Annotated in this window: 23 protein-coding genes; 11 read left to right on the top strand and 12 right to left on the bottom strand. The window is 64.6% G+C overall.

Features of this window, described 5'->3' with window-relative positions:
- Positions 1–15: 15 nt before the first annotated feature.
- From QN413_RS07425 to QN413_RS07415, 3 genes are read right to left on the bottom strand one after another with little or no spacing between them, the layout of a single operon-like run.
- Positions 16–1023 carry an ABC transporter permease gene (locus QN413_RS07425; protein WP_323495974.1) on the bottom strand — a complete coding sequence of 336 codons (1008 nt, stop codon included), beginning with the start codon at positions 1021–1023 and terminating at the stop codon, positions 16–18.
- Entirely contained in the window at positions 1020–2579 is a 1560-nt protein-coding gene (locus QN413_RS07420; protein WP_323495973.1) for a sugar ABC transporter ATP-binding protein, read from the bottom strand. The genes QN413_RS07425 and QN413_RS07420 overlap by 4 nt, the downstream gene beginning before the upstream one ends.
- Positions 2580–2610: 31 nt before the next feature.
- Positions 2611–3279, bottom strand: coding sequence for a GntR family transcriptional regulator (locus QN413_RS07415; protein WP_323495972.1), 669 nt, complete (start codon positions 3277–3279; stop codon positions 2611–2613).
- Between the two features lie 202 nt (positions 3280–3481).
- On the opposite strand from QN413_RS07415, the gene QN413_RS07410 reads away from it, so the two are divergent.
- Genes QN413_RS07410 through QN413_RS07400 form a run of 3 tightly spaced genes read left to right on the top strand, consistent with a single transcriptional unit; the run spans position 3482 to position 7136 of the window.
- The gene (locus tag QN413_RS07410; RefSeq protein ID WP_323495971.1) at positions 3482–4705 is read left to right on the top strand and encodes an iron-containing alcohol dehydrogenase; all 1224 of its coding nucleotides are present in this window, start codon (positions 3482–3484) and stop codon (positions 4703–4705) included.
- Between the two features lie 22 nt (positions 4706–4727).
- Entirely contained in the window at positions 4728–6215 is a 1488-nt protein-coding gene (locus tag QN413_RS07405) for an NAD-dependent succinate-semialdehyde dehydrogenase (RefSeq protein ID WP_323495970.1), read from the top strand.
- A 12-nt stretch (positions 6216–6227) separates the two neighbouring features.
- Entirely contained in the window at positions 6228–7136 is a 909-nt protein-coding gene (locus QN413_RS07400) for an alpha/beta hydrolase (protein WP_323495969.1), read from the top strand.
- Positions 7137–7160: 24 nt separating this feature from the next.
- Here the strand turns inward: QN413_RS07400 and QN413_RS07395 are convergent, their stop codons facing one another.
- From QN413_RS07395 to QN413_RS07380, 4 genes are all read right to left on the bottom strand, one after another.
- Positions 7161–7811, bottom strand: a complete 651-nt coding sequence (locus tag QN413_RS07395; RefSeq protein WP_323495968.1) for a PqiC family protein — start codon at positions 7809–7811, stop codon at positions 7161–7163.
- On the bottom strand, positions 7808–9472 hold the full coding sequence (locus QN413_RS07390; protein ID WP_323495967.1) for an intermembrane transport protein PqiB: 1665 nt from the start codon (positions 9470–9472) through the stop codon (positions 7808–7810). Before QN413_RS07390 ends, QN413_RS07395 begins: the two co-directional genes overlap by 4 nt.
- Entirely contained in the window at positions 9473–10117 is a 645-nt protein-coding gene (locus tag QN413_RS07385; RefSeq protein WP_261802674.1) for a paraquat-inducible protein A, read from the bottom strand.
- Between the two features lie 95 nt (positions 10118–10212).
- Positions 10213–10851, bottom strand: coding sequence for a paraquat-inducible protein A (locus QN413_RS07380; RefSeq protein WP_323495965.1), 639 nt, complete (start codon positions 10849–10851; stop codon positions 10213–10215).
- 165 nt (positions 10852–11016) lie between these two features.
- Here QN413_RS07380 and QN413_RS07375 point away from each other — a divergent pair, with 165 nt between their 5' ends.
- Positions 11017–12315: an MATE family efflux transporter gene (locus QN413_RS07375; RefSeq protein WP_323496062.1), complete on the top strand. Its 1299-nt coding sequence runs from the start codon at positions 11017–11019 to the stop codon at positions 12313–12315.
- 48 nt (positions 12316–12363) lie between these two features.
- On the opposite strand, the gene QN413_RS07370 is transcribed toward QN413_RS07375, so the two are convergent.
- Complete coding sequence (locus QN413_RS07370) at positions 12364–13497, bottom strand: dihydrodipicolinate synthase family protein (RefSeq protein ID WP_323495964.1); 1134 nt, start codon at positions 13495–13497, stop codon at positions 12364–12366.
- A 386-nt stretch (positions 13498–13883) separates the two neighbouring features.
- On the opposite strand from QN413_RS07370, the gene QN413_RS07365 reads away from it, so the two are divergent.
- From QN413_RS07365 to QN413_RS07335, 7 genes are all read left to right on the top strand, one after another.
- Positions 13884–15044, top strand: a complete 1161-nt coding sequence (locus QN413_RS07365; RefSeq protein WP_323495963.1) for an IS30 family transposase — start codon at positions 13884–13886, stop codon at positions 15042–15044.
- Positions 15045–15267: 223 nt separating this feature from the next.
- Positions 15268–17034, top strand: a complete 1767-nt coding sequence (locus QN413_RS07360) for a hypothetical protein (RefSeq protein WP_323495962.1) — start codon at positions 15268–15270, stop codon at positions 17032–17034.
- A 266-nt stretch (positions 17035–17300) separates the two neighbouring features.
- A complete protein-coding gene (locus QN413_RS07355; RefSeq protein ID WP_323495961.1) occupies positions 17301–18500 on the top strand; it encodes a CoA transferase in 1200 nt (399 codons plus the stop codon).
- A gap of 13 nt (positions 18501–18513) precedes the next feature.
- Positions 18514–19677: an acyl-CoA dehydrogenase family protein gene (locus QN413_RS07350; protein WP_323495960.1), complete on the top strand. Its 1164-nt coding sequence runs from the start codon at positions 18514–18516 to the stop codon at positions 19675–19677.
- Positions 19674–20084: a MaoC family dehydratase gene (locus tag QN413_RS07345; RefSeq protein ID WP_323495959.1), complete on the top strand. Its 411-nt coding sequence runs from the start codon at positions 19674–19676 to the stop codon at positions 20082–20084. The genes QN413_RS07350 and QN413_RS07345 overlap by 4 nt, the downstream gene beginning before the upstream one ends.
- A gap of 17 nt (positions 20085–20101) precedes the next feature.
- Entirely contained in the window at positions 20102–20542 is a 441-nt protein-coding gene (locus QN413_RS07340) for a MaoC family dehydratase (protein ID WP_323495958.1), read from the top strand.
- A complete protein-coding gene (locus QN413_RS07335) occupies positions 20539–20853 on the top strand; it encodes a hypothetical protein (protein ID WP_323495957.1) in 315 nt (104 codons plus the stop codon). The genes QN413_RS07340 and QN413_RS07335 overlap by 4 nt, the downstream gene beginning before the upstream one ends.
- A 36-nt stretch (positions 20854–20889) precedes the next feature.
- Here QN413_RS07335 and QN413_RS07330 read toward each other — a convergent pair whose 3' ends face one another.
- The 4 genes from QN413_RS07330 to QN413_RS07315 are packed head-to-tail and all read right to left on the bottom strand — an operon-like array spanning position 20890 to position 24975.
- Positions 20890–21540, bottom strand: coding sequence for a DJ-1/PfpI family protein (locus QN413_RS07330; RefSeq protein ID WP_323495956.1), 651 nt, complete (start codon positions 21538–21540; stop codon positions 20890–20892).
- A 12-nt stretch (positions 21541–21552) separates the two neighbouring features.
- Positions 21553–22056 carry a CinA family protein gene (locus QN413_RS07325; RefSeq protein WP_323495955.1) on the bottom strand — a complete coding sequence of 168 codons (504 nt, stop codon included), beginning with the start codon at positions 22054–22056 and terminating at the stop codon, positions 21553–21555.
- Positions 22049–23629, bottom strand: a complete 1581-nt coding sequence (locus QN413_RS07320) for a DHA2 family efflux MFS transporter permease subunit (RefSeq protein ID WP_323495954.1) — start codon at positions 23627–23629, stop codon at positions 22049–22051. The genes QN413_RS07325 and QN413_RS07320 overlap by 8 nt, the downstream gene beginning before the upstream one ends.
- Positions 23630–23640: 11 nt before the next feature.
- Complete coding sequence (locus QN413_RS07315; protein ID WP_187055029.1) at positions 23641–24975, bottom strand: MFS transporter; 1335 nt, start codon at positions 24973–24975, stop codon at positions 23641–23643.
- Positions 24976–25047 lie beyond the last annotated feature (72 nt).

Raw genomic sequence — 25047 nt, 5'->3', positions numbered from 1 at the left:
GGGGTCCGAACGAGGCTATTTCGATTTGGAGAATCGCTGGATCAGCATCGCGATGATGATGATTGCGCCCTGCACGGCACCGACGAGGTACTCGGAGACCAGGTCGGAAAGCACCATCAGGTTGGCGATTAGCTCTAGCACGACCGCGCCGGCCAACGTGCCCCAGATACGCCCGGTACCGCCGCGCAGTACGGTGCCGCCGATGACCACCGCGGTGATCACCTGGAGCTCCCACAAAAGTCCGGTGGTCGGGGTAGCGGCGCCCAGACGCGGCACGTAGCACATGGCCGCAATCGCGACACAGGCGCCCTGGATCATGAAAGCGATGGTGCGTGTCTTCACGATAGAAATGCCCGAGTAACGGGCCACGTCCTCGTTCGCGCCCACAGCGGCACAGCGCCGGCCGTACTTCGTCTTGTAGAGGATGAAGGCGCCTGCCGCCGCAACCGCGAGCGCGATCAGGATGGGGATCGGTACCCCCGCAACCGTGCCGAAGTAGACGGGCCGGTAGATGTCGCGCAGCGAGCGGTCGATCGGAATGGTGCCGCCGTCCGACAGGTAGGTGATGAGAGCGCGAAAGATGCCCATCGTGCCCAGCGTGGCGATGAAGGCCTCGATCTTGCCGACGGTGACGATCAGTCCGTTCACGAGGCCGCAGACCAGACCGACCAGCAGGGCCACGCCCATGCCCAGGGGGATGGCCCATCCGCCGTAACCGGACGCCAACCCGTTCATGAACATGATCATGACGCCGGTGATGAAAGCGGCCATCGAGCCGACGGACAGGTCCAGTCCGCCCGAAGAGATCACGAAGGTAGCGCCGACCGCGATGATGGCGATGAAGGCACTGCGCGCAACCACGTTGCTCAGGTTGGTGGCGGACAAAAAATCGGGATTGACCAGATAGCCAATCATCAACAGCGCACCGAGTGCGAGGAAGGGTCCTGCGTCGGTCCAGCTGATCGCGAACTCTCGTTCGCGAGCGCTCGCGACAGTTGGGGGAACGTGTGGAATGGCGCTCATGTACGGCTCTCCTGGTGGACCTGGACGTCGCTGGTCGCCAGCAATGCAATGTTTTTTTCGGTCATCTGTTCGCCGGAGACCTCTCCGTTGATTCGGCCCTGGCGCATCACCAGGATGCGGTCGCAAATGCCGATCAGTTCCTGCATCTCCGACGAGATCACGATGCACGCCTTGCCCTCGCCCACGAGCCGCTGGATGAAGGCGTAAACCTGTGCCTTGTTGGCAATGTCGATGCCGCGTGTCGGCTCGTCGATGATGACCACCGAGGGCCCGGTCAGAAGTACCTTGGCCAGCAACAGCTTCTGCTGGTTGCCGCCCGACAGCTGGCCGGCCCGCACCCGTGGGCTCTTGAGCCGGATGTCGTAGTCCTGGATGCTCTGTGTCAATGCACGCTCTTCGGCGCGCCTGCGCAGCCAGGGCCCCGGATGGAATCGGCCCAGAGCCGACAGCGTCAGGTTGGGCGCCAGCCGCTCCTGCAGCAACAGGCCCTTGCCTTTGCGGTCTTCCGTCAGGTAGCCGATACCCGCATCGATGGCCTCGCGCGGCGAGCGGAGATGCACGGGATTGCCATGCAGTTCCACCTGCGCCGTGGCTGGACGCAGCCCGACGATGCCTTCAAACAACTCGGTACGCCCCGCGCCGATCATGCCGGCGAAGCCGAGGACTTCGCCCCTATGGACCGTGAAGGACACGTCCTTGACCCACCCCGGCACGCAGGCGCTTCGCACCGCGAGCATCGGCTCGGTCGTCGACCGCAAGGCACGAGGCGGATACAGCGAGGCCAGTTCGCGCCCGACCATCAGGTGCGCCATGTCCATCTGGCTCAGCGTGTGGCCAGGGTGCGTGCTGACCATGCGGCCATCGCGCAGCACCGTCAGTCTGTCGGAGACGCGCTGCACTTCATCGAGCCGGTGACTGATGTAGAGCACCGCGATGCCCTGCGCCTTCAGGCTGAAGATGATGGTCAATAGGCGTTCGACTTCGTCGCCGGTCAGCACGGCGGTGGGTTCGTCGAAGATCACCAGCCGGTGCTCGTCCAGCAAGGCCCGGGCTATCTGTATCAGCTGCCGCTCGGCCAGCGGCACATCACGCACCAGTGCATTCGGCGAAACGTGGCAACCGAGTTCAGCCAACTTCTCGGCTGCCATGCGGCGCATCGTGCGGTCGTCCACCATTCCCATGCGGCCAAGCTCTCGGCCGAGGAACAGGTTTTGCGTCACGGTCAGCCCTTCGGCCAGCAAAATTTCCTGGTGGACCAGCACGATGCCGGCCTGTTGCGCCTGGTGCGGTGTAGCGAAGTGCACCGGCTGGCTGTCGAGTATTAGCGTGCCTGCACTAGGGCTGATGTAGCCCGACAGCAGCCCCATCAGCGTCGACTTTCCGGCGCCGTTTTCGCCGATGACGGCGTGAATCTCACCGGCCCGGATATCGAGCGTGATGTCCGAAAGCACTGTGACTGGACCATACCGCTTGCTCAAGGCGTCCGCGCGCAACAACGGTCGCATGGCGGCTGGTGCGTCGACCTGATGAAGCGGTGTTGCGCACGATGTCTGCATTCCGTGGTCCTGCAAGAGCATGTTCACGCCTTCAGTCGAACGCTGGCAGGAGACGGTCGCGCGAATGCTCGATGTGCGCACGCATCGCCGCAGCGGCGGCCTGTGGGTCACCCGCGGCAAATGCATCGAGCAATGCCTGATGCTCATCCAGCGCCTCTTCGGTGACGCGTCGGTGAAACATCAAACGAAAGATGTGGAAGTGGGTGTGCTGGAACGCGAGCGTCTCTCTTATCAGCTCGTTGCCTGCGAACGCCATGATGCTGTCGTGGAACACGCCGTCCTGCCGGGCGAACGCGGAGTAGCGCAGCCGTTCGTCGGCAGTGTCACCACGAGACATGCCACCGGCCGCCTCGCGGAGTACAGACATCTTCCTCTCGTCCATCGCAGCTGCCGCCTTGGCCGCGGCGTGCGGCTCCAGTTGCAGGCGCAGTTCATACAACTCGTCGAAACGGTGCCGCGTAATTTGAGGGGCAGCGCGGTAGCCGACGAGATGCTGCTTGACCACCAGACCCTCCCCTTCGAGACGGCCCAGCGCCTCGCGAATCGGCGTGTGAGAGACGTCAAATTCCTTGACCAGACTGTCCACCGTGATGCGCGAGCCCGGCGCGATCTTCAGCGCCATGAGCTGTCCGAAGATCGCTTCATAAACGTCCTCTGCCAAGCTGCCGGCGCGTGGGATAGCGGTGCTGTCAGGCGTCATCTCCGCCGGTCTGAGTGAAGTCATGGAACTCGGAATTCTTTGATTAGGTAGATGTTTTGACTGGCCGCAAAGGCTGCATCGTACGATACTATATCCTATACGATCCGATATAGGGATGGCTTTTGTGTTTGACCAAAATCCAGCCGCTCGAGCTGCAGGCCCATGCTTCCACCCTCGCAATCACTCCTGAAGGACAACAAAAATGACACTCTTTGCCGCACTGAGACTGCCTCGAGAAATTCTGTTCGGCAAAGGCCAGCGGCACGCGCTGCCGGCCGTCGCCGGCCGACTGGGCCAGCGCGCGCTGGTGTGCACCGATGCGCGCCTCGCCGCGACACCCGTATTCGGCGAAATGATGGCCGCTCTAAAGGCTGCCTCCATAGAAGTCTTGGTGCATGACGGTGTACAGCCTGACGTGCCGCGTGACAGCGTGGCGCTGTGCGCTGACGAAGTCAGGTCCTTTCAGCCCGACCTAGTGATCGGCATCGGTGGCGGCAGTTGCCTGGACATGGCCAAATGCGTGTCGTTGCTGCTCGCCCATGGCGGCGCACTGCAGGACTATTACGGCGAATTCAAGGTACCCGGCTCGGTGCTTCCCATCATCGCGGTGCCGACTACCGCCGGCACCGGCTCCGAGGTCACCCCCGTCGCGGTGGTGAGCGATCCGGAGCGCACGCTGAAGATCGGCGTATCCAGCCCCTTCCTGATTCCCAGTGCGGCGATTTGCGACCCCGATCTCACGATGACCTGCCCGCCCAGCCTCACCGCGATCGCCGGTGCTGATGCCATGACCCACGCCATAGAGGCCTTCACCGCGGCCCGCAAGCCGCCCGGCCATGAACTGGCGCAACAAAACGTCTTCATCGGCAAGAGTGCACTGAGCGACCAATTCGCCCTGTACGCGATCCGACTGCTGGGGCGCAGCCTCGAGAAGGCCGTGGCCGATGGTTCGGATGAATCAGCCCGCGCCGATGTGATGATGGGTGCACTGGCCGCCGGTTGTGCCTTTGGCACTGCCGGCACAGCGGCAGCGCACGCGGTGCAGTATCCGGCAGGTGCCTTGACCGATACTGCACACGGCTTGGGCGTCGCGACGATGTTGCCCTACGTCATGAGCTACAACCGTCGCGTGTCTGCTTCGGCTTTCGCCGAGGTGGGCGAGGCACTGGGTCTGGCGCCTACCGGCAGCACCGACGAACAGGCCGATGCCGCCATCCGCGAAGTCAGCCGGCTGTTCGCAGCCATCGGCATCACGCTCACCCTCGCCGCGTTGGGCCTGACGGCAGACCAGATCGACTGGACTTGCGAGCAAGCCATCGGCATCCAGCGCCTGGTCAAGAACAACCCGCGCGCCATCGACCTTGCCGGCATGCACCAGCTCGTCCAGGCGGCTTTCGACGGCGATCTCGCCGCGGCGGCACGTTGAACTTACCTTCAGGAATCACCCGATGAACGCACGCCCTCCCTTTGGACAAACTGGCGCGCAGGCGCTTGACTTCGACTCGCTTCCGCACGGCCTCTACGTCGGCGGCCAGTGGCGCGCAGCCAGCAGTGGGCGGACCATCGACGTCGTCGACCCCTCCACAGAGAGCGTGATTGCCGCGGTGCCGGATGCCACCCTCGAAGATGCCGCCGCGGCCGTGGCGGCGGCTGCCCTGGCGGCACCGGGTTGGCGCAAAACTCCGCCGCGCGAACGCTCGGAAATTCTGCGCCGCTGCTACACGCTGATGACCGAGCGCGCAGAGATGCTGGCCCTGCTCATCTCGACAGAGAACGGCAAAGCACTGCGCGATGCGCGCGGGGAAGTGGCCTACGCCGCCGAGTTCTTTCGCTGGAACAGCGAAGAGGCGGTACGCATCACAGGTGAGTTCGGCACGGCGCCGTCGGGGGCGAACCGCATCATCGTCGACTACGTGCCAATCGGCGTTTGCGTACTGATTACGCCGTGGAACTTTCCTGCGGCCATGGCAACCCGCAAGATCGCGCCAGCCCTCGCGGCGGGCTGCACGGTCATCCTGAAGCCCGCCAGCGAGACGCCGCTAACGGCCTATGCCCTTGCCGCGCTGTACGAAGAAGCGGGCGTGCCGCTTGGCGTGGTGAATGTTCTCACCACGTCAGAACCCGGCCCCTTCACAGCTGCAATGCTGGCCGACCCGCGGGTGCGCAAGCTCTCGTTCACCGGGTCCACCAGCGTGGGTCGCAGCCTTCTCGCAGAGGCCGCCAAAAGCGTCGTCTCTTGCGCGATGGAATTGGGTGGCAACGCGCCTTTCATCGTCTTCGATGATGCGGATCTGGGAGCCGCACTCGACGGCGCCATGATCGCCAAGATGCGCAATGCGGGCGAGGCCTGCACGGCCGCCAACCGTATCTATGTGCAGTCCGGCATCCACGACGCGTTCGCACGGGGTCTGGCTGAACGGATGGCCGCCCTGAAAGTTGGCCCTGGTGCAAATGCAGACACCGAATGCGGTCCGATGATCACGCGCAAGGCGGTTCAGAAGATCGATCGGCTGGTTCAGGACGCCATAGAGCGCGGCGCCCAGGTGGTGTGCGGCTCCGCGGTTCCGGATGGCAAAGGCTTCTTTTATCCGCCAACCGTATTGACCGACGTTCCGGCCGGTGCCCTGATGGCGCACGAGGAGATCTTCGGCCCGGTTGCGCCCATCACGCGCTTTGAGACCGAGGCTGAAGTCATTGCGCGTGCCAACGATACCGAGTACGGCCTGGCTTCCTATGTGTACACACGCGATGTGGGACGCGGTATGCGAGTTGCCGCGGAATTGGAGGCCGGCATGATCGCCATCAACCGTGGGTTGGTCTCCGATCCTGCCGCGCCATTTGGCGGCGTCAAGCAGAGTGGTCTCGGCCGGGAGGGCGGGCAGCACCACGGCATCTCCGAGTACATGGAGGCGAAATACATTGCCGCCACGTTCTGAGGCATTGCGTCCATGACCGCCCTGCTTGCGCAATCTGGGGAACTGCTGTCGTTGCCCCATGGCTTTCCCAGCCTGGATGCCATCAACGAGGCCTACAACCCGCGCCTGCGTGCCGTCAATCTCGACGCTTCATTGCGACACTATGCAGAACAGAGCGAAGCAGCGCGTCGCAGCCATCCGTATATCGCTGGCGTGCCCTACGGCCCCACGCTCGCGGAGACTTTGGACATCGTGCCGGCGCGCCGACCGGGCGCTCCGGTCTTCCTCTATATCCACGGCGGCTATTGGCGCGCCAACGCGGCACGCGACTTCAGCCACATGGCGCTCGGTCCGCACGCCTTGGGCTACACGACCGTGCTTGTCGACTACGCGCTCTGCCCTGCCGTCACGCTGGACGAGATCGTGCGGCAGGTGCGGGCCGCGGCAATATGGGTCATCCGCCATATCGATCAGCATGGTGGAGATCCCCAGCGGATTGTGATCGGTGGCCATTCAGCCGGTGGGCACTTGGGTGCGATGCTGCTTTGTACGCCGTGGCAGGAGCGCTATGGACTGCCGGCAGACCCGTTTGCCGGCGCCGTTCTCGTGAGCGGTTTGTTCGACATCGCTCCATTGCGCTATAGCTATTTACAGCCAGCGATTCAGCTTGACGAAGGGCTCGTGGCCCGCAACTCGCCACGGCATCAGGTGCGCCCGTCCCGCACGCCCCTAGTCCTCAGTTGGGGCACGCTAGAGCAGCCCTCGTTCGAACAGCAATCCACTCAAATGCATCGCGCGTGGCTGGACAAGAACAACTACGCCGAACTGCTGCCGCTTACCAACGCCGATCATTTCACCGCGATCGAGGGGTTCGAAAAGCCGGAAAGCTTGTTGTGCGACGCATTGCATCGCCTGGTCGAGGGCCGCATTCGCGCCGATTGAGCTTTGCGTCGCGGTCGCCGACGGTCAGCCGCAGGCGCCGCCCGGCTTGAGCCCGGCCGCGGTCACGCTGCGCGCAATCGCAGAGGCGGCCGTCGCCGTCACGCGCTGCGCCCCCTGCGCCACGGCGTCGATGCCTGCACCGACCGGCTCGCTCGTGTCGAAGCTGCAAGCGGTGGGCACGGTTTCGTCGGAGCGCTTTACGGTCCAGGCAAAGCTGCCGTCGACGCGCGTTCCTTCGATGGCGTCGAAGCGGCGAACCTGTATTGCGATGCGGTAAACCGGCTGCGACGTCTGGCGCCCACCCTTGCTTGCATCGAAAGCACCGAGGCGACTGGCCACGCCACTCGACAGCGCATCGCGCAGCTCGTCCTCGAAAGACGACGCCCAACGATGCTGCTCGAGCACATTGACCTGCGCGCTGCGGTCACCGTTCTGCCGCACGACCATCTGCGGCCGCGCGAGACTCTCCGGCATCGAGAGTGGTGCGAGTTCGATGTAGATCGGCGCAGCGCCATTACTGACCGGGGACGCGTTGCTCGCATCCGCAGCTTTCGCAGTGGCCTCAGTGCTCGCCGGGTTGGCCAGTGTGTAGTACATCGTCGGCTGGCCTGCACAGCCGGCCACGACCAATGCGGCCAGAGTGGCGGACACCGCTGAACTCAAAAGCAACTTCATTTCTTGTCGTCCGGTTTGCCGCGCAACAGCGACTCGGGGTGGCGTTCGAGGTAGTCCGTCAATACGCGGATCGAACCGGCGGCACGCGTCAGTTCACGCAGCGTTTGCCGCACGTCCTGCTGCAGCGGCGAGTCGTCTGCGAGCGTGCGCTCGGCGGTGTTCAGCGTCTTGCGCGCGTCCTTCATGGCCGCGGTGATCTCGGGCGTCACGTCGTTGTTGATGCGGGTCACCGTGGTCTCGGCACTCTTCAACGTGGTGTCGAGCGTGGCGAGGGTCTTGCGCAGATCACCCGAGATTTCTTGGTACGGAATCTTGTTGAGCTTGGTCGCGATCTCCTGCACCTCGGTCTGGATCTCGTCCAGGCTGTTTGCAACCGTCGGCACCTCGATCGGGTTCCTGGTCATGTCGACCTTGACCGGCTTCTCCTTCGGAAAAAAGTCGAGAGCTACATAGACCTGCCCTGTGAGCAGGTTGCCGGTGCGCAGTTGGGCGCGCAGGCCGCGCGCGATCAGCGCGGAGACACGCTCTCTGCGCTCGGCCTGCTGGTCGGGCATGTCGCGTGCGCCATCGACACGCCGCAGCCGGTCGGGGTACACCGTGACCAGTACCGGCATCAGGAACGCACGCTCGCTGCGATCGAATTGCACGCCCAACGACTTGACCTCGCCGATCGTGATGCCGCGAAAGTCGACCGGCGCGCCCGGCGACAAACCACGCACCGACTGGTTGAAGTACATCAGCAGGTTCTGCGACGGGCCGTCGGGTTCCTTCATGGCAGTCTGTTCGTCTTCGGCCAGCGCGAAGGTCGTTTCGCCCTTGGCGACAGGCCCCTGCGCATCGTCCGGTGCCTGAAAAGCGATGCCTCCCAGCAGGATGGTCGTGAGCGACTGGGTTCGCAGCGTGAAACCGCTGGCACTTAGCTGAGCATCGATGCCGCTGGCGTGCCAGAAGCGTGTGTTGACGCCGATGAACTTGTCGTAAGGCGTGTTGATGAAGACCCGCAGCGTGACGCCGCGGCCATCGCCATCGAGGTCGAACGACGCGATCTGCCCGACCTTGACGCGCCGGAAATAGACCGGCGACCCGATGTCGAGCGAGCCGATGTCGCGCGAGCGCAGCTGGTACTGCGTGCCGTTGGTATCGCGCGTGATGATCGGGGGCGCCTCGAGTCCGGCGAACTCGCCGCTGCTTTCTTTAGACACTCCGGCGTCGGCGCCGATATAGGCGCCCGACAGCAAGGTGCCCAGGCCGGAAATGCCGGACGTATCGAGCCGCGGCCGCACCACCCAGTAGCGAGTGTCTTCGGCCGTGAAGCCATCGGCATCCTTGTTGAGCTGCACCAGCACGCGAACGTGCGAGCGATCGCGCGCCAGCCGGATGCGCTCGACCATGCCGATCTGCACGTCCTTGTATTTAACGGCGGTCTTGCCGGCTTCGAGGCCGTCCGCGGTCTTGAACGTCAGCACCACTTCCGGTCCGCGTTCCCAAAGGATGCGGGCCACCAGCGTGATGCCGACCAGCGCCGCGACAATCGGAATCAACCAGATCAGCGACGGTATCCAATCGCGGCGACGCACCACGCGCGGCGCGGGTACGTCGGGAATACCTGACTGCTTCGGCGCGGGCGCCGGCACGGGCTCCGCGTTTCGCTCTTCACTCATTCATTGCACTCGCTTATTCGATCCGGTTTTCGATTCATCTGATTTTCTGTCGCTGTCCCATATCAGCCGCGGATCGAAGCTGATGGACGCCAGCATGGTGAGCACCACCACCGCGGCGAAGGCGCCGATCCCGACGCCCGCCGTGACTTCGGCAAAGCCCTGAATGCGCACGAGCCCTGCCAGCAGCGACACCACGAAGACGTCCAGCATGGACCATCGGCCGATGATTTCGAGTACGTGATAGAGCTTGGCCCGCTCGAGCTGGCGCCAGTCGCTTTGCCGTTGCGCCATCACCGTCAGCACAAACAATGCCGCCAATTTGAACAGCGGCACCAGAAAGCTGGCCGTAAAGATCAGCGCTGCTAGCCCGTAGGAGCCCGACACCCAGAAAAAGATGATGCCGCTCAGGATGGTGTCTTGCTGCGTGCCGAACAGGCTGGTCGTGATCATCACCGGAAGCAGGTTTGCCGGAACGTACATCACGGCCGCGGCGATCAACAAGGCCCAGGTGCGGCGGATGCTGTCGGGCTTGCGTGTGCGCAAGCGCGTACCGCAGCGACCGCACGGCTCGCCGTCGTGAGCCTGCTGCCACACGGTGGCGCAGTGATGGCATTCGCGCAGCCCGAGCTCGGCCGCGGTGGCCAGCGTGCCGCTGCCTTCGTCGACGCAAGTGTGCGTCGACGCATTGCCGGCCAGCCCGGCCACCCGTGTGCCGAAAGCGTTGAGCGAATCGGGCACTTTCAAGATGCTGGCTCCGATGGAAGCTCGGTCGACGGATTCGTGAACGCCATCTCCCAGAACGCCCGCGGATCGAACGACACCACCGAGGTCAGCAGCACCGTGAGCCCGACGAAAGCCCACAGTGCCGGGCCTGCCACCACCGTCGCCATGCCCGACAGCTTGACGATGGCGACCAGCACGCCCAGCAGAAAAACTTCGATCATTCCCCACGGGCGGAGCGACTGGAGCACGCGCACCAGCAGCGCGAAGCCGGGCGGCCGTGCGCCGCGCGTGAGCGGCACCAGCAGATAGAAAAGGATCAACAGCTGCATGAGGGGGAACAGCAAGGTTGTCGCCAGCACCAGCAGCGCCACCGGCGACATGCCCTCCCCGGTCAGCGCGACCACCGCACCGAACAACGTGGTCTGGCTGCGGCGACCCTGCAATTCGATCTCGACGATGGGAAACAGGTTGGCGATCGCGAACAGGATCAGGCTCGCCACCGTGAGCGGAAGGATGCGGCGCTTTTGCTCGCCGGCATTGCGTGCGAGTTCGGTGCCGCAGCGCTGGCAGCGCGCCACCTCACGGGGTCGCAGGGTCGCGTGCCGATAGACCGCGTCGCAGCCATCGCACACCGTCACTCCGGGAAGTTCAGTCATGCGGCGATTCTGCCCAAAGCCAGCGAACGGTTCATGCGAGCGGGCAGAATCCTCCGCATGTTTTCAGACCAGAAGGCGCCACGCGTCGCGACACCCGACCTGACCGATCCCGCCGGGCGCTCGGCCCGTCCGTTGTGGAAGACCTTTCTTTTCTTCCTCGCGCCGATGTTGCTCAGCAACATCCTGCAGTCGCTGTCGGGCACGCTCAACAATATCTACGTCGGCCAGATGCTCGGCGTGGGAGCGCTGGCGGCGGTGTCGAGCTTCTTTCCGGTGATGTTCTTTTTCATCGCCTTCGTCATCGGGCTCGGCGCCGGCGCGTCGGTGCTCATCGGCCAGGCATGGGGCGCGGGCGACGTCGACAAGGTCAAGGCCGTGGCCGGCACGACGCTCACAGTCGGCGTGCTGATGGGCCTGTTGGTCGCGCTGTTCGGCGGCGTTTTCACGACGCCGATGCTGGCCGTGCTCGGCACGCCGGCCGACGTGCTTGCGGACTCGACGCGCTACGCCCGCATCATGTTGATCGCGATGCCGGGGCTCTTCGTGTTCCTGCTGTCGACGGCCATGCTGCGCGGCGCCGGTGACACCGTCACGCCGTTGATGACGCTGTTCATTTCGACGTTGATCGGCCTCCTCGTCACGCCCGCGCTGATTCGCGGCTGGGGCGGCTTGCCGCAACTCGGCGTGGCGAGCGGCGCCTGGGCCACCACGGTGGCTTTTGTCGTCGCGACGCTGTGGCTAGGCTGGCGGCTGCGCCACCGCAAGAGCCCGCTGGCGCCCGATGCGGACTTCATGCGGCACCTGCGCATCGATCCCAAGCTCCTCAAGGCCGTGCTCAAGATCGGCGTGCCGACAGGTGTCCAGACCATCGTGATCGCGCTGGCCGAGATCGCGCTGCTGTCGATGGTCAACAGCTACGGGTCGAGCGCAACGGCGGCCTATGGTGCGGTCAATCAGGTGGTGGCGTACGTGCAGTTCCCGGCCATCTCGATCGCGATCACCGCATCGATCCTGGGCGCCCAGGCCATTGGCGCGGGTCATGCCGACAGGCTCGGCGCCATCGCGCGGACGGCGCTGGTCATGAATCTGTGCCTGACCGGGGGCCTGGTGCTGCTGGGCTATCTGTTCTCGCGTCACCTGATGGCCTTGTTCATCACCAGCGCGCCGGTGATCGACATCGCTCAATCACTGCTGCACATCATGCTGTGGAGCCTTGTCATCTTCGGCATGGCGTCGGCGCTGTCCGGGATCATGCGGGCCAGCGGCTCGGTGCTGGTGCCGACGCTGATCTCCATCGTGTGCATCGTCGGTGTCGAGGTGCCAGTGGCGTGGGCCGTGAGCCATCGCATCGGGCTGAACGGGGTGTGGGTGGCTTACCCGGCTGCGTTCGTGGCGATGTTGATTCTGCAAACGACTTACTACCGGGCGGTGTGGCGGACGAAGGCGATCAAGCGGTTGGTTTGATACGGACGTCAGCCTGCGTCCGTTTCTCCCGCCTTCGCAGCCTGTTGGTCAGTGCAGCAACTGGCTCAGAAAAAGCCGCGTGCGCTCATGCTGCGGATTGCCGAAGAAGTCTGCCGGTGCGCCCTCCTTCATACAAAACGGGCAGTGGTTGGTCGAGATGAGTTGCAGGTCGTCGGTCTTGAGCGCGGTCCAAAGCGCGTCTTGCGACTCCTTGTTGCGCAGCGGCGGCGTCATCACGTACTTGGCGATCGAGAAGTCGTCGTTGTCGTACACAGACTCGTCGAACATGGCGACTTCATCGGCTGGCAGCGGCCCCATCGGTGGCCGCATCGCGTCGCTCGGAATGCGGCCAAGCAGCTTCAGGCAGGCCTTGAGACGCGCGTTGGCATGGCCGCCCGATGCGGTGCCGTAGATGGCTTTCGCCAATGGGTAGATGCGGTCGTTGAAGGCGCGCGCCGCAGCGAGGTCGCCCGCCTCCATCGCGCGGTACAGGCCGACGACCAGCTCCGGCGTGATGCAGGCAAGGCTCACCAGGTTGCCTTCGGTGCCGACCGCGAAGCAGGTCAGCAGGTGCTCGTCGCCCGATGCCATCACCATCACGTGTGGCGCGACACGTTGCACCATCCGCTGGTTCGCCTCGTAGGCGGCGCTTTCCCAACTGCCTTCCTTGATGCCGATGACATTGGGCAACTGCACCAGCCGCTCCAGCACGTCGGCCGTGTAGCCGAGCGTGCCGGCACGCACGCCCGCCTGGTAGAGAAACAGCGGCAGGCGGCTGTTGGCAGTGGCGATGCGGTGGTGCCGCACGGCCACATCCGCATCCTGCGAAAGCGCCCAAGAGAACGGCGGGAACACCAGCACCGCATCGGCGCCGGCCTGCGCTGCATCGTCGACATGGCGTTGCGCTTCGAGGCTGTCTTCGGCGTTGATGCCGCAGACCAGCAGCGTGTGTGCCGGACACGCTTGGCGGGCAATCTCGACCACGCGGCGTTTGTCTTCGCGGCCGAACATGAAGTTCTCGCCGGCGTGGCCGTTGATTAGCAGGCCTGTGATGCCGTCTGCGCGCGACACGGCGGACAGATGCGCGGCCAGGGAGTCTTCGTCGATGCTGTCATCGGGGAGCAGCGGGCAGACGGTGGCGGCGTGGATGCCGCGGAAATGATCGGAGGATTCGGAAGGCATGGCGGTACGCAATGGAGGACTGCGGCCACCTTAGCCGCGCGCTGGTGCGCGGGCCAATGCGTTTTGGGGACGGGACTATAAGTGCGCCGAATAGGCCCCGGTGGGCTGACGCTCTCGCGGATGTGCGCAGATCAGGGAGGCCGTGTCGGCTGGAACGACAGCTTGCGCGACTACCGCCGCCGGCCGTCTCTGCGGGGCCAGAGTCACAGCCATGACGCGCGCTGTCGAATGGGCGGAGTTACTAGGCCCTTCCCCCGGTCTGCGATAGTCTGGTGCGAGTCCGAAACGACCAGTTGCGCGGGTAGGTTCGATGACCGCTATGCAGGGCGGATTCAACGGGTCGATGCAACACACTAAAAACTGCACAGGCAGAAGGAGTGTTGCAAATGAAGTACCGGACACGAACCCACTATTCGGACAGTCAGAAGGCGTTGATGTGGGAGCGCTGGAAGACCGGCTGGACTCTTCACCAGATCGGCCAACTCTTTGATCGACCGCACACGTCTATCCAGAACATTCTGGCGAGGACGGGTGGAATTCGACCGCCACAGCGATGCCGTTCGGCAGCAGCGTTGTCCTTGAGCGAGAGGGAAGAGATCTCGCGAGCGCTGGCGACAAGCGAATCGATTCGCTCAATCGCTGCACGGCTCGGTCGAGCGCCATCGACAGTCAGTCGCGAAGTCAAGCGCAATGGCGGCCAAGATAACTATCGGGCGGCCCAGGCCGACAGTGCGGCATGGGATCGGGCTCTCCGTCCCAAGCAATGCAAGCTTGCTGAGAACCGTCCCCTTGCGCGGCTCGTGGCCGATAAGCTGCGCCTTCTGTGGTCACCTGAGCAGATCGCCGGATGGCTCAAACATACTTACCCGGGCGACGAGAGCCATCACGTGTCACACGAGACCATCTACCGCAGTCTGTTCATCCAAGCGCGTGGTGCTTTGAAGAAGGAACTGCTGGAGCATCTGCGACGAACTCGCGGCATGCGCCGCTCACGGCACTACACACAAAAGACGGCGACCCACGGGCAAATCGTGGGCGCCGTGTCGATCAGCGAGCGACCAGCGTCTGTTGAGGATCGTGCAGTGCCTGGCCACTGGGAAGGCGACTTGGTGTTTGGCAGCGGTAACAGCCAGATCGCCACGTTGGTTGAGCGCCAGACGCGGTACGTCATGTTGGTGAAGGTGGACGGGAAAGACACTCAGACCGTCGTGAATGCGCTGATCAAGAATGCTCGCAAGCTCCCTCAGGAGCTCTACAAATCCTTGACCTGGGATCGAGGTAAAGAGATGGCCGCCCACAAGCGGTTCACGATGGCCACCAACATCCAGGTCTTCTTCTGCGATCCGCAAAGCCCTTGGCAACGCGGAAGCAACGAGAACACGAACGGCCTGCTCAGGCAGTACATGCCAAAGGGCATCGACATCTCTGGCTACTCACAACATCAGCTCAATGCGATTGCGAGACAATTGAATGAGAGGCCGCGCAAGACGCTCGGCTTCCAGACGCCCGCTGAGATGTTCAGCGAATCTGTTGCATCGACCCGTTGAATCCGCCAGCGATAGCGGTCTCTGCCATAAGACTACCCGTGAGTCGCTGCCGGCCAAAAGCTGGCGTTCGTCCGTGACTGCCCGCGGGTAGGCGCCCTGCGCCCAACTTGCACCTATGCGACGTTGGCCTCCCACCTACGATCACCGAACAACCCTCACATAATTCCGAAGTGGGCTGCTGGATCAGAGGAGCGGCTGCTGATCTCAACTAGAGAATCGATCTATGAACGAAGCCTGGATTCTTCAAGCGTCTGAAATTCGGCGTCCTTTTTCGCGGGCGACATGGATTCCCCTTCGTGCGTCGCTCAGTGACGAGAAGGGCAACGTGAAGGAAGTGGGGTATGTCGGCGACGTATTCGGTTGCGGCTCTGCCGCCTTCCCCAAACAGCATCACGAGCTCGCTGAGAGCTTGAGTTGGAGCGACATCGGCACTGGGCACACCGTGGCACCGTATGCGTACTCGGACGGCTATTACTCGCCGATCGATGAGTATCAGTACAACGACAAGGAGCCCATCGGGATCAACCTCGTCTTCGAGCATCCGCAGCCTGTGGTTGGCGGCCGGCAGTGGATTCTGAATCCAGACATGGTGGTCGCGCTTCGCCTAATCAAGGAGGGGCCAAACTGGGTAAGGCCGGAAGAGGACTTTGTCGTGGTCGTCAGGGAGACGATGGACAGCGATGGCAGCCATCGCCTGATCGAGATCAAGCGCGAGTTCCTGATGGACTACCTTGCCGCGCGCGGCCTGTTCCTCCGTCTGTCCTACTACCGCCAGCGAGTCGAGAACGTGGTCGACCTCAAGGACAGCCCTTACGCCGGCATGGCGGAGATCCGGGAGCAGCGTGAAGGTGGAAGGTACGAACTGCGCATCAAGGAGCTGAACGCCGTGTTCGGCGGGAGCTGGGCGTCGTTTCGTGTGTGGCGTACCGACGTCGACGAGGAGGAGGATGCCCCGGTTATGGGGCCTGAGACGAACGACAACACCGCCTCAGAGAACGCCAATGGCCATCGAAGCGGCTACCCCGGTGTGCGCGTCGAAGGCGAGTTTTGGCGAGACGAGTGGATCGAACATCAAGGGAAAAGTACGCGGGTGCGCGGGGACGAGGATCAGAACCTGCCGCACTTCATCGTCAACACCGACGGCTCGCGCAAGTTCTCGGTCGAGCTCAATGACGAAGACATCGGACGGTGGCTCTGGTTCCGCCCGTCCGTGGTCAACGAGCTTATGAGCCATCGAGGCTTCTCGCTGAAGTGGTATACGGCTGAAACCGGCGCGATCAATTCCACCTCGGGGTATTCAACCCATTTCGGTATCAACGCTTCGGAGCTCATCACCGTCTACGCGTACGACATTGCCAAGCTGCCAGCATGGGAGCAGTTCCTCTGGGCCGCGGGCAATGTCGCGCCGGAAGGCAAGGTCAGCGCCGAACTTTTAGCCTCGCAAGTCAAGGCGCGGCCAGCGGGCACCCACGCCGTGGAGGAGATGCTATTCGGGTGCATGCGGCTGCTAGAGGCCGAGTTCCGCAAAACGTTCGATGTGTCGCTGTTTTCGCATGAGATTGACGACACCACGTCGATGCAACACGTCTCCCGCTTTTCGAGCAAGGACCAAGCATCGCTCTTGCGGCTCGCCAAGGAGCTCGTTCGCATCTTCTCCGATCGACTCGACGTGCGCTCTCTTCGGCAGCTGTCCAACCACCCCGACAAGGAGAAGCTGGGCTCTAACAAGTTGCTGCAGAACATCTTGGCCCAGAAGGCCGGAGAGGCGCACTCGCGCGAGGTCTTCGCTGCCATCGCCGGCGCCTACGACATGCGCCTTGGCGATGCACACCCGACAAGCTCGAAGATCGGCGAAGCCCTCAAGCTCGCCGGCATCGACACCGCGTCGTCGTATCTGCGGCAGGGCGAGCAGTTGATCCGCAACTTCGGCCACGCCGTCTGGTGCACCGGGAGTCTGCTCTTCGGAGGCCACGAGAAGAGTGAGAAATAAGCCGTTAGCCAGCGAACGGCCTAACAGCGTCCGGTTGGCGAATCGGCGATGAATGGCGGCAACTAGTCTTAAATGGTCGTTCGACCCGCGGCACTGAAGGACCGTTTCTAGCTGAATCGACCGAACGGCGGACGCGACACAGTGACGCCGCGCGACAGCTATCCAGTCCACTGATAGTCCCGCGCGGAATTTGAATAGGCCGCCACGGCCTTCCCGCGCCGCGCCGCGACTATTCTGAAAAGCAGCCCCGCTCTCCAGGAACCCCCATGCTCTCCGGCTTCAAGGTCATCAGCTTCAACCACTTCCACGCCGGGCCGATGGCGGCACAACTGCTGGCCGACATGGGCGCCGACGTGATCGCGGTGGAGCCGCTGGACGGCGCCTTCCACCGCAACTGGGCGGTGGCGAATCACTTCGTCGCGGGTCAGAGCGTGAACCTGCTGACCACCGGCCGCAACAAGCGCAGCCTGGCGCTCGACATGAAGTCGGAAGCCGGCAATGCGGTCGCGCGCAAGCTGGTGGAGAACGCCGACGTGGTGATGGAGAACTTCCGGCCCGGCGCGATGGCGCGGCTGGGCCTGGGCTATGAGCAGGTCAAGGCCTTCAACCCGCGCATCGTCTACGCATCGGTCAGCGGCTACGGCGCCAGCGGGCCCGACCGCGACTTGCCGGGGCAAGACCTGTTGCTGCAGGCGCGCTCGGGATTCGCCGCGCGCACCGGTCGCGCCGACGGGCCGCCGACGCCGGCCGGACCGGTCATCGTCGACCAGCACGCCGCATCGTTGCTGGCGATGGGCATCTTGGCTGCGCTGCTGTCGCGTGAGCGCACCGGGCAGGGTCGACTGGTCGAAGGCAGCCTGTTGCAATCGGCCATCGACCTGCAGGCCGAATCGATGACGGCATGGATGAACGGCGCACGCTCGGCGACCTCGCGCGGCCCGCACGGGCTTGCGAGCTGGTGCGGATCGGGGCCGTCGGGCATCCACGCGACGGCGGACGGTCACCTGGCGATCTCGATGGCGGCGCCGGCCGATCTTGCGGTGGCGCTCGACCTGCCCGAACTCGCCGGCTTCGACACTGCCGACAGCTTTTCGAAGAGCACCGATATCACCCGCATCGTCGCGCAGCGCATGCCCGCGCGCACCACCGCGGAATGGCTGCCGCTGCTGGCCGCGCGCGGAATCTGGCACATGCCGGTGAAGGATTACGACGAGCTGCGCGACGATGCGCAGCTCGCGCACTTGGGCGTGTTCATCGATGCCGAGAGCGTCGAGGGCGCGCCGATCACGATGCTCAACCACCCGTTGCGTTACGACGGCGCGGCGCCGCCCGTGCGCTGGGCACCGCAACGGCTCGGCATGCAGACGCGCGAGGTGCTGGGCGAGATCGGCTATGGCGCCGACGATATCGATGCGCTGATTGCTTCGCGAGCGGTCGGCCAACCGCCGGCGCCCTCCTCCAACTGATCACATCCATCCCATGTTCGACTTCTCCACCCCGCCCGACGTGCAACTGCTCGTCGACACCGTGCGCCGCTTCGTCACCCAGGAAGTGCAGCCGCTCGAAAACGAAACCGAAGCGCTCGGCCACGTGCCGGTCGAAGCCTTACGGCGCGTGCGCGGCAAGGCGCAGGAGCTGGGCCTGTTCGCGATGAACATGCCGGAAGACTGCGGCGGCGGCGGGCTCGACAACGTGACCATGTGCCTGGTCGAAGAAGAGTTCGGCAAGACCTCCGATGCACTCATCCGCCGCGTGTTCGGCCAGGTCTATCCGATGCTGCTGCCCTGCAATGCCGCGCAGCGCGAGAAGTACCTGTTGCCTACGGTGAAGGGCGACAAGATCTGCGCGATGGCCATCACCGAGCCGGGCGCCGGCTCCGACGCCGCATCGATATCGACCACCGCGCGACTCGATGGCGACCACTGGGTGCTCAACGGCGGCAAGCACTTCATCAGCGACGGCGACATCGCCGACTACGTGATCGTGATGGCACTGACCGACAAGGAGAAGCGCGCGCGCGGCGGCATCACGCTGTTCCTGGTCGACAAAGGCACGCCCGGCTTCAACGTGAACCGCGTGCAGCCGATGATGGGCCACCGCGGCTATGGCCATGCCGAACTCTCTTTCGACGAGTGCCGCATTCCTGTGGACTCAGTGCTGGGCGAAGTCGGCGGCGGCTTCAAGCTGATCATGAACAGCGTGGCCGGCATCCGGCTCGCGCACATCGGCGCGCGGGCGGTCGGCATGGCGTCGCGCGTGCTGGAGATGATGCGCATCTATGCGGCCGAACGTAAACAGTTCGGCCAGCCCATCGGCGACTTTCAGATGGTGCAGCAGATGATCGCGGACTCGGCCACCGAGATCTTCGCGACGCGGATGATGGTGCTCAACACGGCATGGGAACTCGACCAGGGCCGCGAGCCGCGCGACAAGGTGTCGATGGTCAAGCTCTACGCCTCCGAGATGATCGGCCGCGTGGCCGACCGCGGCATCCAGGTCTTCGGCGGCATGGGCTTCTGCAAGGATCTTCCGCTGGAGCGCATCTACCGCGACAGCCGCGTGACTCGCCTGTACGACGGCACGTCGGAGATCCACCGCATGCTGATCGCCAAGGCCGTCATCAAGAACGGGCTCGTGCTTTGAACGGGCGGCCCGCGCTCAAGGTCGGCGACGCCAAGTCGTTTCGCAAGACCCTCACCGTCGCCGAGCAGGCGATGTTCACCGGCATCAGCGGCAACATGGCGCCGCTCTACGTCGACAAGCGCGCAGCCGAGGCGGCCGGATTCGACAACATGCTCGCCTTCGAGCTGAGCGCGATCGCGCTGGCGACCACGGCGCTGAATCGCGTCGCCGGCGTCGCATGGCGGCTCGGCGGCTTGCAGATCGACTTCGCGATGCCGGTCCTGGTGGGCGAGACGGTCGAGTCGCGCATCGAGGTGCTCGACGTTGCGGACGACGCCGTGTCTTGCAGCGTGCGTTGTACCAAGTCCACCGGCGAGGTGATGGCACAAGGCACCGCCAGGCTGGTGCCGGTGCAAGCGCGCGGCTGAAAAAACGAATCGGCGCCATGTACGAACTCAAACCCTTCGACAGCCTGCATGTCGGCGACTGCGTGTCGGTGCGCAAGACCATCACCGAAGCCGACGGCGCGCTCTACATCGCGGCCACCGGCGACTTCGGACCGGTGCATGTCGACGACAGCTATGCCCAGACCACGCGCTTCGGCAAGCGGCTTGCGCCCGGCATCATGGTCGCGGGCATCTGCACCAGCGTGCTGACCGCCGAACTCGCCGGCACGCTGGGCGTGTCGATCGAAGACCGCTTCTGGTTCACCGGGCCGGTGTTCTACGGCGACACCATCGAGTTCAAGGTCTGGATCGCGCAGATGAACGCCGACACGCGCACCGTGACCTGGCAGGCCAGCGCGGTGAACGAAGAGGAGAAAGAAGTGCTGAAGGCCGAGGCCACGCTTAAGTTCCCGCGGGTGAAGCCGAAGGTGGCGGCATGACTGGCATCTCGACTACGGTTGCGGCGCCTCAACTTCACATGGTCCGCGTCGATGTCGATCCCACGCACGAAGAAGCCTTCAATCGCTGGTACGAAGAAGTGCATGTGCCCGCGCTTCTCGCCTGCCCCGGCTGGTTGTCAGCGCGGCGCTTCGTGTCGCTCGAAGGCGGCCCCAAGTACGCGGCCATCTATGAAGTGGCCGGCGACTGGGTCTACGACACGCAGGAGTTCCATGCGGTGAAAGGCTTCATGGATTTCACGCCGCATGTCAGCAACTTCATGCGGCAGCGCTTCGCGCCGATTGGCGAGTAGCAGGTTGGGGCGAGCCTCGCCGGACCGCGCAAGAACTTACGGGCGTGGTCGCTTCAGGTACGCAGGCGCTTGCGCATGGTCTTCGTACTTGCCGTAGCGCGTCTCCGCCGGGTAGTACGCTGACGCGTGTTGCACCTTGCCCGCCGCATCGTCGCCGGACTCGCTCGCGATGAACGCCAGCATGAGGTCGATGCCGGCCGACACGCCCGCCGACGACCACAGCTTGCCGTCGCGCACGAAGCGATCCTCGACCACATCGACGTCCCCGAGTTCACGAAAGCGATCGAGCTGCGCCCAGTGCGTCGTGGCCCTTTTGCCGGCGAGCAGGCCGGTGGCGTGCAACACGAAAGAGCCGGTGCAAACGGACAGCACGGCACGGCAGTTCGCGGCCTGAGACGAGACGAAATCCAGCAGCGCGCGATTGCCGACTTCACGGCGCGTGCCCTGCCCGCCCGGCACCAGCAGATAGTCGAGCGGCGGGCAGTCCGCGAACGACACATGCGGGTTGATCGACAGACCCTTGGCGCATGTCAACGGCCCCGGCGATTCGGAGATGATGAGGCAGCGGCCGGGTCCGTCTGCGACCTTGCTCCACATCGTGAGCATTTCCCACGGGCCGACGAAGTCGAGTTCTTCTACCTCGGGGAAGACCAGGATGCCGAAGGTGGTCGTCGTGAAGTCCTGCATTGCTTTCTCCATTCAGGTTGCCGGTGGGTTCAACGTCCGCTCGAACAACGCGAGCAGATGGCGCGCGAACAAGTCCATGTTCTTTGCGCGGTCGGTCTCGCCGGTCATCACGGTTTCCAACGCCACCGAATCGCCAACTACTGCCAGACAGACGCGGCCTGCCGGGTCGCCATACGGACTGCCGACCGGCCCCGCGGCACCGCTCTCGCTGATGCCCCAGGTCGCGCGATGGATGTCGCGTGCCTTGCCGGCAACGAGCTGCGCATAGGGCTCGGTTTCTCCCCGAAGACCGACCATGTCGTCGGTGGTCAGACCAAGCAAACCCTTGCCGGCACGGCGCGAGTAGACGACCGCGCCACCGAGGAAATAGGCCGACGCGCCGGGGATCGCAAGCAGCGCTGCGGAGACGAGTCCGCCAGCCGATGATTCCGTTACCGCAACGGTTTCTCCGCGCGCACGCAGAACGGCGCCGACACGGGCAGCTATCACCGCCAACGGCTCGGGTAAATCAGACATCGAGAACCTTTCGATCGTGAGCGGCGGCTTCGACCGGCGCCGCCTTGCCACCGATCATCCACCACGCGCTCGCCGCGCTCAACAACGCCAGCCCGGCGCAGAGCAGCATGACCCAGCGAAAGCCGCTGACAAAGGCTGCGGCCACCGCATGCTTGAGCGCCGCTGTGGTCGCCGCATCGAGCCCGGCCGGCAACGCGGCTCCTGCGAGTTTGTCGCGTTCCCTTTGCAAAAATTCCGTGACCGCAGGCGAAGCGCCGATCGCATGCAGTCGCTCCATCAGCGCGGCATCGAATACCCACGCCATGACCACGCCAAACACCGCGATTGCCAGCACCGATGCGGCACGCGACACCGCGTTGTTGACGCCCGACGCCACGCCTGCGAGATCCGGCCCGACCGCGTTCATCACGGTGGTGGTGAGCGGTGCCACGGTGATGGTCATGCCCAGGCCCAACACCACGACGGCCGGGAAGAATCCGGTCCAGTAACTGGCCCCGACGCCCGGCACTGCGAACAGCGCGAAGCCTGCGGCCGCGATGGTCGGGCCGATGACCAGCGGCAAGCGCGGCCCGAAGCGATCGACCAGCTTCCCGGCCCAGCGCGACAGCGCGAACAGGATGAGGATGAACGGCAGCAACGCAGCGCCCGCGGCGGTGGCGGAGTAGCCCTGCGCCTGGATCATGTTGAGCGGAAAGAAGTACAGGCCGCCGCCGAGCGCCGCATAGAGCAGCAACGTCAGCAGGTTCGCGCCACCAAAGTTCGCGACCTTGAAAAGACCGAGCGGCAACATCGGCGAGCGCAGCCGGCTTTCGACCACGACGAAGGCAACGGTCCCGGCCACGCCGAGCACCAGCGCCGTCAGCACGGCGGGCGACGTCCAGTGCTGCGTCGGTGCCTCGATGAAGGCGTAGACGATGCCGCCCAGCGCCACGGTGGCCAGCAAGGCGCCCCAACCGTCGAGCGCGCCGGCCTTCGGGTTGCGGCTTTCGGGCACGTGGCGCCATACGAGCAAGAGCACGATCACGGCCATCGGCAGGTTGATCAGAAAAGCCCAGGTCCACGAGAAGCGATCGACCAGAAAGCCGCCGAGCACCGGACCGATGGCCGCCGTGATGCCGCTGAAACCCGACCAGGTGCCGATGGCGCGTCCGCGTTCTTTTTCCGGGAACGACGCGCTGATGAGGGCCAGGCTGCCGGGCACCAGCAAGGCACCGCCGACGCCCTGCACTGCGCGCGCCGCGATGAGTTGGTGCACGTCGCCAGCGGCGGCGCAGGCTGCCGAGGCCAATGCAAAAAGGCCGACACCGATCGCGAAGATGCGCCGCCGCCCGAAGTGGTCGCCCAACGCCCCGCCCACCAGCAGCAGTGCCGCCAGCAGCAGGGCATACGACTCGACGACCCACTGCGCCTGGAAAGCCGTCGCATGCAGGTCGCGCTGGATGGCGGGCAAGGCCACGTTGACGACCGTGCCGTCGATGAAGGCCATGCTGGAACCGACGATGGCGGCCGCCAGCACCCAGGGCCGGGAGGCCGGCGGGCATGGCGTCGTATCGGACTTGCCGATCTGCGTCATCGGCCCGGACTCTACTTGCCGCGAGTGCGCAGCACGCTGAACACGCCGGCCAGCGCGGCGCATGCGGCTGCTACCGCCAGGGCGATGACCTGGCCACGCCCTTCGTGCGGACCCCACGCACTGAAGATGGCGGCCAGCATGACCGCGCCGAGCGTTTGCCCGGTCAGGCGCGCGGTACCCAGCATGCCGCTTGCCGCACCGCTTCGTTGCGGCGGTGGCGAGGTCACGATGGTGTGGTTGTTCGGCGACTGGAACAGCCCGAAGCCGGCACCGCACAGCGCCATGCGCCACACGATGTTCAGGTTCGAAGGATCGGCCGGCAACGCAGCCAGCAGCGCCAGGCCCAGCGCCATCAATGCCATGCCGATGCCGCCGAGCAAACCGTCCGGGACGCGGCCGATCAGCCGCCCGGCGATGGGCGCAGCCACCACGATGGCGAGTGGCCACGCGGTGATAAGCAAGCCCGCCTCGATGTGCGAACGGTGCAGCGTCTCGAGCAGCATGAAGGGCAGCGCGATGTACGACAGCATCTGCGCGCTGAAGGCGCCGACGGAAGAGCACATCGACAGTGCGAACACCGGAATACGCATCAGGTCGACCGGGAACAGCGGCACCGCCAACGTGCGCTGGCGCAGCAGGTAGAACACACCCACGACGATGCCTGCCGCGAGCAGGACCCACGCCATCGGGTCGGCGCCCTGCCCGCCTTCGCGCACGCCGAGCCGGTCGGCGCCGATGAAGATCAGCGAGAACATCGCGATGTTCAGGACCACGTCGATGAGCGAAAAGCGCGAGCCCGCAGCCGGCGCCACGCGGTTGGCGGGCAACGACTGCATGCCGAGAAAGAACACCGCGATACCGAGGGGCACGTTGAGCGCGAAGAGCCACGGCCATGACGCCACCGACAAGATGGCCGCCGCGACCGATGGTCCCGCGACCGAGGCGGTGGCAACGACCAGCGAGTTGATCGCCATGCCGCGCCCCAGCTTGGCCGACGGATAGATGAGCCGAACCAGCGCCGCATTCACGCTCATGATCCCGGCGGCGCCCAGGCCCTGCAGCGCGCGGGCCGCGATCAATGTGCCGAGCGAGTTCGACAGCGTGGCACCGAGCGATGCCAGCGTAAAGAAGGCCATGCCGACGAGGTAGACGCGGCGATAGCCGACCAGATCGCCGAGCGAGGCCAGTGGCAGCAGCAACACCAGGATGGCGATCTGGTACGCGTTGACGACCCAGATGGCGTGCGACGCACTGGCGTTCAGTTCGCGCGCGATGCCGGGCAATGCCAGGTTGACGATGGTGCCGTCGAGCACCGCCACCGCGATGCCCAGGATGATCACCATCATGGCGCGGTTGCGTGCCGGCTGGGCCAGGCCGTCGCCGAGCTTGGGCGCGGCGTTCAATGCGCCGGACGTGTT

Source organism: Variovorax sp. LG9.2, from assembly GCF_035018885.1.
In the GTDB taxonomy this organism is placed as follows: Bacteria; Pseudomonadota; Gammaproteobacteria; order Burkholderiales; family Burkholderiaceae_C; genus Variovorax.
Note: the sequence above shows the minus strand (reverse complement) of the source record. Positions and strands in the feature narration are given on the sequence as shown.